At 60.9% G+C, this 13027-nt stretch carries 14 protein-coding genes and 1 tRNA gene; 10 read left to right on the top strand and 5 right to left on the bottom strand.

What is annotated here, in order from left to right:
* Positions 1-123 precede the first annotated feature (123 nt).
* The 5 genes from E9677_RS08040 to E9677_RS08020 all read left to right on the top strand — a co-directional run bounded on the left by E9677_RS08040 (position 124) and on the right by E9677_RS08020 (position 3992).
* Positions 124-1170 carry a threonine aldolase family protein gene (locus tag E9677_RS08040; protein WP_136557583.1) on the top strand — a complete coding sequence of 349 codons (1047 nt, stop codon included), beginning with the start codon at positions 124-126 and terminating at the stop codon, positions 1168-1170.
* 145 nt (positions 1171-1315) lie between these two features.
* Positions 1316-1618: a BufA1 family periplasmic bufferin-type metallophore gene (locus E9677_RS08035; protein ID WP_136557582.1), complete on the top strand. Its 303-nt coding sequence runs from the start codon at positions 1316-1318 to the stop codon at positions 1616-1618.
* A 76-nt stretch (positions 1619-1694) separates the two neighbouring features.
* Positions 1695-2615: an MNIO family bufferin maturase gene (bufB, locus tag E9677_RS08030; protein WP_136557581.1), complete on the top strand. Its 921-nt coding sequence runs from the start codon at positions 1695-1697 to the stop codon at positions 2613-2615.
* Positions 2605-3396 (top strand): HvfC/BufC N-terminal domain-containing protein, encoded by a 792-nt coding sequence (locus E9677_RS08025; RefSeq protein ID WP_136557580.1) that lies wholly within the window; start codon positions 2605-2607, stop codon positions 3394-3396. Before bufB ends, E9677_RS08025 begins: the two co-directional genes overlap by 11 nt.
* On the top strand, positions 3393-3992 hold the full coding sequence (locus tag E9677_RS08020; RefSeq protein ID WP_136557579.1) for a DoxX family protein: 600 nt from the start codon (positions 3393-3395) through the stop codon (positions 3990-3992). The genes E9677_RS08025 and E9677_RS08020 overlap by 4 nt, the downstream gene beginning before the upstream one ends.
* Before the next feature lie 28 nt (positions 3993-4020).
* On the opposite strand, the gene E9677_RS08015 is transcribed toward E9677_RS08020, so the two are convergent.
* On the bottom strand, positions 4021-4491 hold the full coding sequence (locus E9677_RS08015; protein ID WP_136557578.1) for an Hsp20 family protein: 471 nt from the start codon (positions 4489-4491) through the stop codon (positions 4021-4023).
* Between the two features lie 397 nt (positions 4492-4888).
* Between E9677_RS08015 and E9677_RS08010 the strand changes: the two genes are divergently transcribed.
* Positions 4889-5878: an alpha/beta fold hydrolase gene (locus tag E9677_RS08010; protein ID WP_136557577.1), complete on the top strand. Its 990-nt coding sequence runs from the start codon at positions 4889-4891 to the stop codon at positions 5876-5878.
* Positions 5879-5887: 9 nt separating this feature from the next.
* Here E9677_RS08010 and hisN read toward each other — a convergent pair whose 3' ends face one another.
* Together hisN and E9677_RS08000 are read right to left on the bottom strand one after the other, a co-directional pair.
* Positions 5888-6664: a histidinol-phosphatase gene (gene hisN, locus E9677_RS08005; RefSeq protein ID WP_136557576.1), complete on the bottom strand. Its 777-nt coding sequence runs from the start codon at positions 6662-6664 to the stop codon at positions 5888-5890.
* A gap of 324 nt (positions 6665-6988) precedes the next feature.
* Positions 6989-7864, bottom strand: a complete 876-nt coding sequence (locus tag E9677_RS08000; RefSeq protein WP_136557575.1) for an N-formylglutamate amidohydrolase — start codon at positions 7862-7864, stop codon at positions 6989-6991.
* Between the two features lie 198 nt (positions 7865-8062).
* Between E9677_RS08000 and cpdR1 the strand changes: the two genes are divergently transcribed.
* From cpdR1 to E9677_RS07985, 3 genes are all read left to right on the top strand, one after another.
* Positions 8063-8425, top strand: coding sequence for a response regulator CpdR1 (gene cpdR1 / locus E9677_RS07995; RefSeq protein WP_006726917.1), 363 nt, complete (start codon positions 8063-8065; stop codon positions 8423-8425).
* Positions 8426-8520: 95 nt separating this feature from the next.
* Positions 8521-8595 (top strand) — tRNA-Val (locus E9677_RS07990).
* 58 nt (positions 8596-8653) lie between these two features.
* Positions 8654-10183, top strand: a complete 1530-nt coding sequence (locus E9677_RS07985; RefSeq protein WP_136557574.1) for a glycosyltransferase — start codon at positions 8654-8656, stop codon at positions 10181-10183.
* Here the strand turns inward: E9677_RS07985 and E9677_RS07980 are convergent.
* Together E9677_RS07980 and E9677_RS07975 are read right to left on the bottom strand one after the other, a co-directional pair.
* A complete protein-coding gene (locus E9677_RS07980; RefSeq protein WP_136557573.1) occupies positions 10176-10598 on the bottom strand; it encodes a hypothetical protein in 423 nt (140 codons plus the stop codon). The two genes, E9677_RS07985 and E9677_RS07980, sit on opposite strands and share 8 nt — an antisense overlap.
* 1 nt (position 10599) lies before the next feature.
* Positions 10600-11301 carry a fumarylacetoacetate hydrolase family protein gene (locus tag E9677_RS07975; protein WP_136557572.1) on the bottom strand — a complete coding sequence of 234 codons (702 nt, stop codon included), beginning with the start codon at positions 11299-11301 and terminating at the stop codon, positions 10600-10602.
* Between the two features lie 262 nt (positions 11302-11563).
* On the opposite strand from E9677_RS07975, the gene E9677_RS07970 reads away from it, so the two are divergent.
* Positions 11564-12991 carry a mannose-1-phosphate guanylyltransferase/mannose-6-phosphate isomerase gene (locus tag E9677_RS07970; protein ID WP_136557571.1) on the top strand — a complete coding sequence of 476 codons (1428 nt, stop codon included), beginning with the start codon at positions 11564-11566 and terminating at the stop codon, positions 12989-12991.
* Positions 12992-13027 lie beyond the last annotated feature (36 nt).

Genomic DNA, 13027 nt, shown 5'->3' with positions numbered 1-13027 from the left:
GATCAGCGGGATCACCTTGTTGCTGACTTGCCTTCTTTCGGGTCGTTCTGCCTTGGGCCGGATTGATAGCAATCCGGAAATGCCTAAAGTCCTGAAAACAATCCCGCCTCAGGAAAGATGCCCATGCACTTCGCTTCAGACAACTGGTCCGGCGCCCATCCCAGCATCGCCGAGAACCTCACCCGTTATGCTTCCGGCTTCGCCTCGGCCTATGGCACCAGCGACCTGGACAAGGCAGTTGAAGACCGTTTCAGCGCCATCTTCGAACGCCAGGTCGCCGTCTTCTTCGTTGCAACCGGCACAGCTGCCAATTCACTGGCGCTCGCCAGTCTCGCCAAGGCCGGTGGTGTCAGTTTCTGTCACGCCGATGCCCACGTCAACGCCGACGAGGGCGGAGCACCCGAATTCCTGACCGGCGCGACGCGGCTTTTCCCCGTCGAGGGTGCGGAAGGCAAGATCGATCCAAGGGCCCTCGATACCGCCATCGCCCGCTTCGAACCGGCCTCCCCGCATCACGGCCGCCCCATGGCCGTGACCGTTACCCAGGCGACCGAAGTCGGCACCGTCTATTCCCTCGATGAACTGGATGCGATCGCAGCGGTGGCCAAGTCCCGCAACCTCCCGCTTCATATGGACGGTGCGCGCTTCGCAAACGCCCTCGTATCGCTGGGCCTGACACCCGCCGAGATGACCTGGAAGCGGGGCATCGACATCCTGTCTTTCGGCGGCACCAAGAACGGCTGCTGGTGCGCCGAGGCGATCGTCTTCTTCAATCCGGACATGGCAGCCGACATGCCTTTCATCCGCAAGCGGTCGGCGCAGCTCTTCTCCAAGAGCCGCTTCATCTCGGCGCAGCTCGAAGCCTATCTCGACGGCGGCCTCTGGCTCGAACTCGCACGCCACTCCAATGCAATGGCCGATCGCCTGCGCGCCGGCCTTTCGGCCAAGAATACTGCGCGCCTCGCCTGGGATACTTCGGCAAACGAAGTCTTCGCCGTGATCGAAAGGTCGGCGACTGAGCGGGCAAGATACAAAGGTGCGAAATTCTACGACTGGCAGCCGCCACAGGGCTGGCTCCCCTTGCCGGCTGAGAATGAAACACTAGTTCGCCTGGTAACGAGCTTCGCGACGACGACCGATGAAGTCGATCAATTCATAGAAGTCGTTTGAGGGAACCGTTTCTTACAATCGAAACGCGCAACTCTGCTACAAAAAACCTTGATTTTTCAAAGTCGCAACTCCTCGACATGATGTGTTTGCCAGCCCCGACGAGGGCTGGACCAACAACGCGCATCACGATCCGAGGAGAAGCATCATGAGCAAGACCACCATCAACACCGCCGCCCTCGCCGCCGCCGTCACCATGGCCATCGGCAGCGCCGCCCTCCTGTCGGGTCCCGCCATGGCCCAGGAAAAGGAACGCTGCTTCGGCGTTTCCGTGGCCGGCAAGAACGACTGCGCCGCCGGCCCCGGCACCACCTGCGCCGGCACATCCAAGGTCGACTATCAGGGCAATGCCTGGACCTATGTCGCCAAGGGCACCTGCACCGCCATGGCACTTCCGGACGGCCGCATGGGCGCACTCGAGGCTCTCGACCGCGACCTCCCCAAGGCCTGAGCCGACACGGCATCTGCGGCCAATCCGCAGGTGCCGTCTCTCTTTCTTCAGCAGAGCGATCCATATGGAGCCGGCCATGTCATTTCCTGACACTGCAAAGGCCATCGCCACCGACATCGGACAAGGCGACAAGGCCAACAGCCTCCCGTGCCGTGCTGGCGCCGGCTTCAAGCCGCAGCATGCCGACGCGATCCTTGCCGACCCCTTCCGTATTGGCTTTCTCGAAGTCCACGCCGAAAACTACATGGGTGCCGGCGGCCATCCGCACCGCATCCTGACGCGTATGCGCGCAGACTTCCCGCTCTCCATCCACGGCGTCGGCCTCTCGATCGGCAGCCCGACCGGCCTCGACCAGGCCCATCTCGCGCGGCTGAAAACCGTGGTCGATCGCTATCAACCGGAACAGATCTCCGAACATCTCGCTTGGTCGACCCACGAGAGCCACTTCCTCAACGACCTCCTGCCTGTGCCTTATGACCAGGCGACCCTTGACCGCGTCTGCGACCACATCGACCGGCTGCATGAAACGCTCGGCCGCCGCATTCTCCTCGAAAACCCGTCCACTTATCTCGGCTTCGAGGCCTCAACGATGAGCGAGACGGATTTCATCCGGGCAATTGCACGGCGCACCGGCTGCGGCCTCCTGCTCGACATCAACAATGTCCATGTCTCCGCCACCAATCACGGCTATAGCGCCCGCGACTATCTCGCCGAATTCCCCCTCCAGTCCGTTGAAGAAATTCACCTCGCCGGCCATGCGCAAGACATCGACGACTCCGGCCAGCCGCTCCTCATCGACAGCCACGACCGCCCGGTCGACGATCTCGTCTGGGATCTCTACGAACACGTCATCGCCAAGCTCGGCCCGCTGCCGACGCTGATCGAATGGGACAACGAGGTGCCGGACTGGCAGGTCTTGAAGCGGGAAGCCCTTCTGGCCAATGCGATCCTGGACCGTCACGCCGTCCGTGACCTGGGATTGCGCCATGCGTCCTGACCCGATCGAAAGCGGCGCCTTCGCCCATGCGCTCCTGGCCGCAGACCTGCCGCTTCCGGAGGGCCTGACCAGCCGTGACGGGCGCATCCCGACGCGTCGCTTTGCCGTCTACCGCAACAATGTCACAGTTTCCTTGGTCGATGCCATGGCATCGATCTTTCCGACCGTGCAGAACCTCGTCGGCGAGGATTTCTTTCGCGCCATGGCACGTCTCCACGTGACCGCCCATCCGCCGACCTCGCCCCTGCTCTTCACCTATGGCGAGAGCTTTCCGACATTCCTCGAAAGCTTTCCACCAGCGTCTGACCTGCCCTTTCTCCCAGACGTGGCCCGGGTCGAGCGCCTCTGGCTCGACGCCTTCCATGCGGCCGATACCGCACCGCTCGATCCGGCCGCGCTGGCGCATATCCCGGCGGAGGATCTGGCCGGCATCCGTTTCAACCCGCATCCGGCAACCCACCTCGCACAGTTTAGCCATGCTGCTGGCACGATTGTCAGGCGCGACCGAGCCACGCTGCCGCTAGACGGGCTCAATCCGATGGCACCGGAAACGGTGTTGATCACCCGGCCCGACTGCGATCCCGCGATCGAGGTATTGCCGGCCGGAGGCGGCGCATTCTTTCAGGCACTTCTGTCCGGCGGCTCGCTGGGTGAAGCCTGTTTCGCCGCCCAACAATCACAAGGCGACATCCCCGCCCTTATCGGGCTCGCACTCTCGAGCGGCGCCTTCTCAACGACCTACATGCCCGACGACACGGCCCAGGAAAGCGACCGACCATGACATCAGCCATATCTCTCGTCGAACTCTATCGTCGCACTGTTCGCGGGCTGGAAGCGGCACTGGACGGCTGGTTTCTCGGCCTCCTGGCCCGGCTCGTCTTCCTCGCGGTTCTCGTACCCTACTACCTGAATTCCGCGCTGACGAAATTCAGCGGCCCCTTTTCAATCGCTGACGGCGCCTACTACCAGATCGCCCTGCCCGCTGTGGATGCGGCAGGCGGTGATGTCTCAGCCGTCTCCTTCTTCCCCTGGGGCCTGATGGTCTTTCTCGGCTCCTATGGAGAAATCATCCTGCCGCTGCTCATCGTCGCCGGCCTCTTCACCCGCATCGCCGCTCTCGGCATGATCGGCTTCGTTGTCGTGCAGACGCTGACCGACATCCTGGTTCACAACGTCGACGCAACCACGATCGGCGCGCTCTTCGACCGTTTCCCTGACAGCGTCATCCTCGATCAGCGCCTGCTCTGGATCTTTCCGCTCGCCTATCTCGCGGTGAAGGGCGCAGGCATACTCTCGCTCGACAAGCTGCTCTGCACCCTGTGGACGCGCCGCATGATCGCCCAACAGAAAAGCGGCCGGCTTGCGCCGACCGCCTGATGAAAGAAGCTGCTCTTCGAGCGAGCGATCAGTTCACATGCGCCTCGATAGCCTTCGGTGCCGTACCCATGGGCTCGGCGGCAATCGAGATGCGCCGCGGCTTCATGGCTTCCGGGATGTTGCGCAGAAGATCGATGTGCAGCAACCCGTTCTTCAGCGAAGCGGCGGTGACTTCCACATGATCAGCGAGCTGGAAGCGGCGCTCGAAGGCGCGCTTTGCAATGCCGCGATAGAGGAATTCGCTCTGCTCGACCTTCTCGTCCTCGGCCTTTTCACCCTTGACGGTCAGCACATGCGCATGCGCCTCGATCGAAAGCTCGCTTTCGTCGAAGCCGGCAACGGCCATGGTGATCCGGTAGAGGTTATCGCCGGTGCGTTCGATGTTGTAGGGCGGGTAGGTCTGGGCCTGTTCCGGCTGGCCGAGACTGTCCAGCATGGTGAACAGGCGATCGAAACCGACGGTGGAACGGTAGAGCGGGGAAAAATCGACGTGACGCATGATGTCCTCCTTGAAGCGACGTTGGCGTTCTCTGAAGGCCGCGCGCATCCCGCTTGGGGCGATGCTGGCGGCGGCTCGCGGACCCTTCTGGCGTCCGCAGACCCGATGTGGGAAATGCTTTTCCGGAATTCAAGATCGACGTATCGTCGGACGAACCGCCCGCATGAACTGTCGGTGAACGCCCGTTTCAGGCCGCGTTCAACCGCCTCCGCATAATGTCTCCGCATCGGTTGTCTCGACCGTCCGGCCCGGAGATATCGTCCCTTCCACTTCGGCCGGCTCTCTCCGGAACCGCATATCTCCGTATGCGGTTCCGGCTTTTTTCTTTGACTTCGGCTCGGGCTGCAGCCTATCCCGGAGAGACGAGAAGCGCTTCAACCGACAGGCAGTTGCAGGCATGGATGCCATTCTTCACGCCACCCCCGGCAACCCCATTCCCGGCACGCCTCTGGTCGGTTTCTTCGAGGGATATCGCGGGGTGCGGCTCCGCTATGCCATCTTCCGGTCCTCGGCGCCGAAGACCAAGGGCACGATCGTGCTTCTCCATGGGCGCAACGAGGCGATCGAGAAATATTTCGAGACGATTCGGGACCTGAATGAACGCGGCTTCTGGGTGGCGACCTATGATTTCCGTGGACAGGGCGGCTCGGAACGCCTGCTGAAGGACCCGCGCAAGGGCCATGTCGGTCGCTTCGACCACTATATCCGGGATCTCGAGATCTTCCTCGAGCAGATCGTCCTGCCGGATACCCGCCTGCCCTTCTTCCTGATCGCCCATTCGACCGGCGGCCTGATTGCACTGAAGGCAGCGCCCCGGCTTTCCAACCGCATCGAGCGCATGGTACTTACCGCCCCCTTTGTCGGCCTCGGCGGCCAGAAGACCTCGCCGGAAAACATTAGACGACTGGCAACGCTTGCCTCCTTCACGGGCTTCGGCAAGATCACGCTGAACAAGGACGAACCGCTGAAGCCCTTCGAGGCCAATCCGCTGACGACGGACGCCCTGCGCTTCGCGCGCAACCAGCGCCTGATCCTCGATCATCCAGAACTGGCACTCGGGCCCCCGACGGCGCGCTGGCTCCATGAGAGCCAGAAGGCGATAGACGATGTCAGGCGCCCCGGCCATCTCGCCTCGATCACGGTGCCCACGGTCATCATCGCACCCGGCAACGACCCGATCGTACCTTTCCATTTCCAGGAATCGCTGGCGCAATATTTCCGCGCCGGACAGCTCGTGCCGGTGCCCGGCGCCCGCCACGAGATCCTGCAGGAGCAGGACCGCTACCGCACCCAGGCCCTGGCGGCCATCTTTGCCTTCATGCCCGGCGGCGAGCCTGATGAGGCGGATCCAATCGGGGAACTGACCGATTCGGCACTGGAAAGCTGAGGAGCGCCCTCAGCGTCGTTTGAGCATGTCCATTGCCTGCGCATGCACGGCCTTCGAACCGGCCGCGATGATCGAGCCGCCGGCTTCCGGACGTCCGCCATCCCAGGTGGTGATGATCCCGCCCGCCTGCTCGATGATCGGGATCAGCGCGCCAACGTCATAGGGCTTCAGCACAGTCTCGATGACGAGATCGACATGGCCGGCCGCGAGCAGGCAATAGGCGTAGCAGTCGACGCCGTAGCGGAAGAGCTTGACCTTGTCCTGTACAGCCTGAAAGCGCTCGACTTCCCAATCCTTGAAGAGATGCGGCGAGGTGGTGAAGAGGATCGCGTTTTCGAGGCTGCCGCAGTCGCGCACCTCGTTCTGACGCTCGCCGTCGGGACCAGAGTACCAGGAGCGCTCGCCATCGGCATAGTAGCGCTCGCCGGTGAACGGCTGTTCCATCAGGCCCATGACCGACTTGCCCATTTCCTGAAAGCCGATCAGCGTGCCCCAGACCGGCACCCCGGAAATGAAGGCGCGCGTTCCGTCGATCGGATCGATGACCCAGAGCTGGTCACTATCGATCCGGATGTTCTCGTGCTCCTCGCCGAGAATGCCGTGGGTCGGAAACTCGGCCTCGATCAGCTGACGGATTGCGATCTCGGCGGCCTGGTCACCCTCGGTCACGGGATCGAAACCGGCCTTCTCCTTGTTGACGACGGAAAGGCCCGAACGAAAGCGCGGAAGGGTCTCGGCCTTGGCGGCATCGGCAAGGCGGAAGAAGAAATCACGGTCAGGGCGCATGGGATAGTCCGTCGTCTGGAGGGAGATCACGTCTTAAGGCCAGTTACGAGGAAAGAAAACATCCGAACGCGACGGAACGATGCCCCGCAGCCTTTCAGCCGACCGCCAAGAGCGAAATTGCGTAAATTTTGGCCTTGCTCAAAAAAGCACCAAATTCCGACTTGACAATGGTGCGCCGCAGCATCTAACCTCTCAGTTACAGTCTTCTGACTGTAAATACCCTCCTTGGGTGTTTCCTCCCTAGACTTAGCCGCGCCACGAGCGCGGTTTTTTTTGCCCGACGCAATGCGAGGGGCTTCAGGGATCGTGTTGGATTGGGACGACCTACTCGGCCGCGAGCGCCTGGTCGATTGCGTAATCCCCGACGAACTCCGCCATCTGCTGCATGAAGACGGCGATCGAGCCGGCAAGAGCGTCGAAGTCGTCACGCTTCTCCAGCGTCGCCTCGTCGATATAGATCGAGCGATTGACTTCGATTTGCAGGGCGTGAAGCCCGCGCGCCGGGCGACCGTAATGCTCGGTGATGAACCCGCCTGCATAGGGCTTGTTACGAACGGCCGTGTAGCCGAGTTCTTCGAGAAACTGCAGCGCCGCCTGACTGAGATCGGTGGATGCACTGGTGCCATAACGATCGCCGACGATGAAATCGGGCTTCAGGCCACTGCCAGCGACCCTTATATTGCCCGGCATCGAATGGCAGTCGATCAGCACACCGAAGCCGAACATCGCATGCGTCCGGGCAATAAGCCGCCTGAGACAGGCGTGGTACGGCTTGTAGCAGCTCTCGATCCGCTCCATGGCGACTGAAAGCGGCATCCGGCGCTGATATATCTCCATGTTCTCGGCAACGATGCGCGGGATCGTGCCGAGACCACCGGCCACGCGTGCGGAATTGCTGTTGGCAAACGGCGGCAGCGGATCGGAAAACATCCGGGGATCGAGCTCATACGGCTCGCGATTGACGTCGACATAGGCCCGCGGGAAATGCGCAACGAGCAGCGGCGCACCAAAGCCAGGCGCCGCCGAGAAGAGCTCGTCAACATAGTGATCTTCGGATCGCCGAATCGAGACATCGTCGAGTCGCGACTCATCCAGGAAGGACGACGGGTAGCGACGACCGCTATGCGGGGAATTATAGACGAAGGGAATGGTCTGGATCGCGGGCTCTCGAACCTCGAACAGCTCGATTTCGTTGGTCATCCGCTTCCCCGGGCCTCTTCTTTACCAAGTCACAAACTTGTTGCGTGTCTCATGTTGCCAGTCACCTGTCGCAAAGTCCATACTGCCGGAAATGGCGGAGCAGGCTCACTTTTTCGTTGTTCACCGGTTCTTTACTGCGCCGACCCTAAAGTGAGCGACTGCGAGCTTCCCAATGCAATCGAGTACAGCGGTCCCTAAATGACTCAGAAAATCCTTCTCGCCGAAGACGACAACGACATGCGCCGGTTCCTGGTGAAGGCGCTGGAAAAGGCGGGGTACAAAGTTTCCTCCTTCGACAACGGCGCCAGCGCCTATGACCGCCTGCGGGAAGAACCCTTCTCCCTTCTGTTGACCGACATCGTGATGCCGGAAATGGACGGCATCGAACTGGCGCGCCGCGCCACCGAGCTCGATCCGGACCTGAAGGTCATGTTCATCACCGGCTTTGCAGCCGTTGCCCTGAACGCCGATTCGAAGGCTCCGAAGGATGCAAAGGTGTTGTCCAAGCCTTTCCACCTCCGTGATCTCGTTGACGAAGTGAACAAACTTCTTGCTGCGTAAGGCCTTGGCGAGAGATTGAAAAAATCTCTTCACAAAACTGCAAAATGCCTATTGACGGGCGAACAGGTTTTGTGGTCTTAAGCCGCTCATCGGATGGGCGTGTAGCTCAGCGGGAGAGCACTACGTTGACATCGTAGGGGTCACAGGTTCAATCCCTGTCACGCCCACCATTCGAATTCTTTCAAGGGCTTAGCGAGTGATCGCTAAGCCCTCTTTGGTTTTGGCCTCTTGGAGGCTTACCGTGTTTTCGAACAAGCTCTCGCAGTTTATGCCGTCAGCTTGGCGCTCGTCAGCCGCAACGATTACCCAATTGGCTTAGGGAGATGCTGGTCCAACGAGGTACTCGACAGCCTGAGAATGCGCCAATTAAAACTAAGCCTCACGGCCAGCCATTATGGTCTCGCGGGCTTGGTGAGTCAGGACTCTTTGATGCGCTTTCTCTTTGTGACTGCCTTCCCACCATTTCCGATTGATAGGAGTGGTGGAGCAATCCGCTCGAAGCTTATCATCGACGCATTGAGTGCGATTGGAGAAGTCAGTCTCTTCTATCTAAATTATCGGGGCGAAGACCACTTTATCGAGGATGAGATCAATAGATTTGATCATGCGATGAACTGGAATGTCGAGCGCTCCATAAATTTTTTCAACAAAGGCATCCGGAAGCGGCTGAATAAAGTGCTTCGAGCCCTTCGGATGTTCTATCGAGATGATCTGGCCGCCGCGGGAATCGAAGTCAGTGGAACTGCGGCACGCGCTCTTCAAGACCTCGCGGAGAGTAGACGCTTCGACCTAGTTGTTGGCAGATTGAGCCGCGCGACGGCGGTCTCAGGCTTGTTGGACATCGACGAACTACCCCTGCTGGTAGACGCAGACGATTGGGAGCCGAGTAGAATCCGGAGCCAACTCGCCATGACACCACACTGGGATTTGCCGGCGAGAGCAATGCTGGGGAGAATGAAACTGGGATCTGATCGCCTGGCGTCTCGACTGCTGACCAGGGCAGATCATATCTTTCTTGCCTCGGATAAGGACACGCAATCACTGGCCAGCAACATCACGACGACCTTGCCGAACCTTCCACTCACCAGAGAGGGAGGCAGCATCCCTCCCCTGCCCAGATCGCCTGCCGGATCGAAGACAGTGTTCGGTGTTGGCGAATGGACAGCGAGGCAGAACTCGGATGGGATGACTTGGTTTCTCAGATACTGCTGGCCAATAATAGTTGGGCGACTACCCGAAGCCAAGCTACGCATCGCAGGGCGCTCGCATGCCGCCTTGTCCCGAAACTGGGGCCGCAGCCACAATGTCGAAGTTCTGGGGTTCGTGGACGACTTGGCGCGCGAATACGACCAGGCCGCCGTCATTGCCACGCCGATCACTTGGGGTGGGGGCACGAAGATTAAGGTCCTGGAGGCGCTTGCACACGGTCGCGTGCCCCTCGGCACCACGCACGCCTTCGACGGAGCGTTGAGCGAAGCGGAACTCGCGCAGATCGATCTGACAAGCGATGATCCGGCAGAGTTAGCGGATAGGTTCGTCGTCGCGATTACCGATCCGGAGGCACGGTGGGCGAAAGAAGTACAGTGCCTTGAATACTTTCAGTCGAACTACAAGCTGGATGATTTCAACGACACAATCCAGCGCAAGGTTTTGGAGATCGTTGAGGCGACTAGGCGTGGGAAGAAGCCCGACCACAAAGAGGTTCAAACCTTGAATTCGCTTGGATCACAGCCCGCGCATAAGGAGGGGATCACTTGAAAACGACCAGAGACTCAGCACTATAAACCACTACATAACCACCCTCAGGCTTCACCGCCCGTGCCCGCGCCTCGAGCCAGCCGAGATAAGGCGCTTCCAGCCAGATCGCGCCCGCCTCCGGCTCCACCAGCACCGTCAATTGCGGCCCCTGCGCATACAGCATCATCCGGCTCAGCCTAGGCTCCCAATCGTCCCCGAGCGTCGGGTCCGTGCGCCAGAGACAGTAGAACTCGCGGCAGGTCGAAGGTCTGACGTCATAGGCGTCGCAGCCGCCGCCGGGCAGACAGTGGCGACAGGGTTGGTTCGCCGGTTTGTCGAATTCTGCGATGTCGGGAAGGATGCAGCAGAGCGAACAGCTGCCGCAATCGCGGCCCGGCACCAGCACCGGGCCCTGCCCTTCCTCCGGGAAAGCCATGTCAGGCTGCCGGTCCAATGGTGACGGTGATCGGCGAAAGGCCTTCGACGGCGCCTTCAAGCCGGTCGCCCGGCTGGAGCGCGCCGACACCAGACGGCGTGCCGGTGAAGATCAGGTCACCCGGCGTCAGATGATAGTAACGCGAAAGATGGCTGATGATATCGGGCACCGACCAGATCATGTCGGAGAGATGCCCCTCCTGCCGCAGCCCGTCATTGACGAGAAGCGATATCCGCTGCGCGGCGGGCGCGAAGTCCGCAGCCTGCGTAATCGGCCCGATCACGGCCGAGTCCTCGAAGGCTTTGGCGATATCCCAGGGCCGCTGCTTGTCCTTCATCATCTGCTGCAGGTCGCGGCGCGTCATGTCGAGGCCGACGGCATAACCGAACACGGCGTTCATCGCCTCTTCAGCTGACACGCGGAAGGCCGGCGCGCCGATCGCGATAACCAGCTCGATCTCGTGGTGATAGTCCTCCGTTCCCGGCGGATAGGCGATTGTGCCGCCTTCGAGAGCGAGACCGGTCGGCGGTTTGGTAAAGTAGAATGGCGCGACACGGTCGACCGTATTGCCGAGCTCTGCAGCATGCGCCGCGTAATTGCGTCCCACACAGAAGATGCGGTGGATCGGAAAGCCTTCGTCGAGCCCGAGGATCGGAACGAGCGGGGCGGACGGCACGGGAAACAACGGGCGGGATGCGGACAAGGCACACTCTCTTCAGATGGGAAACGCAGGGACCGCAGCGGGCGCTGCGACACAACCAGCATAGCGCCCGCCAGATCGTTACGCATCATTGATAATGGCGCGATGTTCGGGCAAGGCTATCCGCTCGCCGGGCTTGGAACATTCGACCAAACATGTAACAAAACCGCCGCGACCGCGTTGCATAATGCGTTAAGAAGATACGTCGAACAGGGCGAAGGCAGAAGACTTTTCGTCCCGGCAAGACATCGAAAGGCAAGAAGTTATGAGCATCAAGATCGTGCCGGTCATCATGGCCGGCGGCAAGGGAACCCGGCTCTGGCCGCTGTCACGCGCAGCCGCTGCCAAGCAGTTCATCCGCTTCCTCGGCGACGAGACACTGCTGCAGAAGACCCTGGCCCGCGTTTCAGACGACAAGATCTATGACGCGCCGATCGTCGTCACCAATGAGGACTTCCGCTTTCTGGTGGCCGAGCAGGCGCGCGAACTGGGCGTCAAGCTGGATGGCATCATTCTGGAACCAGAGGCGCGCAACACGGCAGCAGCCGTGGCGGCTGCGGCCGTTATCGTCAGCCAGCGCCACGGACCTGAGACCCTGATCCAGATCCTGCCCTCCGACCACGAAATCACGGTCGACGACACCTACCGCGCCTGCGTCCGCAAGGCAGCCGATGCGGCCCGCGTTGGCAAGATCGTCACCTTCGGCATCACGCCCACCGAGCCTGCGACCGGCTACGGCTATATCGAGATCGGCGAGGAGCTCGGTGGCGGCGTCAACAAGGTCGCGCGTTTCGTCGAAAAGCCCAATGCCGATGTCGCCGAAAAAATGCTCGCGAGCGGCAACTATGCCTGGAACTCCGGCATGTTCGTCTTCTCCGCCGGCCAGATGATTTCCGAGCTGGAGGCGCTCGCGCCGGAAGTTCTGGCGGCCGTCGAGAAGTCGATCGAAAACGCCAAGGGCGACCTCGACTTCACGCGTCTGGATGCGGAAAGCTTTGCGACCAGCCCCAGCATTTCCATTGACTATGCCGTCATGGAAAAGACCCCCAATGCCGCCGTGGTGCCTTCGCCGATCATTTGGTCGGACCTCGGCAGCTGGGATGCGATCTGGAAGCTCGCAGAAGGCGACGAGCATGGCAATGTGGTCAACGGCAACGCCACCGTCTCCGACACCACCAACTCGCTGATCATGTCGCGCAATGCCCATCTCGCCGTCCAGGGTATGGAAGGCGTCGCCGTCATCGCCTCGGAAGACGCCGTCTATGTCGGTCGCCTCGACCGCAGCCAGGACGTCGGCAACCTCGTCAAGATGCTCGCCGCCGACAAGGACACGGCGCATCTCACCGAGAACCACCCAACGGCGCTGCGCCCCTGGGGCGGTTACACCTCTATCCTCAACGGCGACCGCTTCCAGGTGAAGCGTCTCTTCGTCCATCCGGAAAAGAAGCTCTCGCTGCAGAAGCATCACCACCGCGCCGAACATTGGGTTTGCGTGCGCGGCACGGCGGAAGTCACGATCGACGACAAGGTCACCGTCCTGCACGAGAATCAGTCGATCTATATTCCGCAAGGATCGGTGCACCGTCTGGCCAATCCGGGCAAGATCCGCCTCGAGGTGATCGAGGTCCAGACGGGCTCCTATCTCGGCGAGGACGACATCATCCGTCTGGTCGACGAATTCGGCCGCAGCTGATTGCTGCAACATCGAAACACGTTGGCCCGGAAGCTT

This window comes from Peteryoungia rhizophila (assembly GCF_004912145.1).
Classification (GTDB): domain Bacteria; phylum Pseudomonadota; class Alphaproteobacteria; order Rhizobiales; family Rhizobiaceae; genus Allorhizobium; species Allorhizobium rhizophilum.
This window is presented reverse-complemented; position numbering and strand designations above follow the sequence as displayed.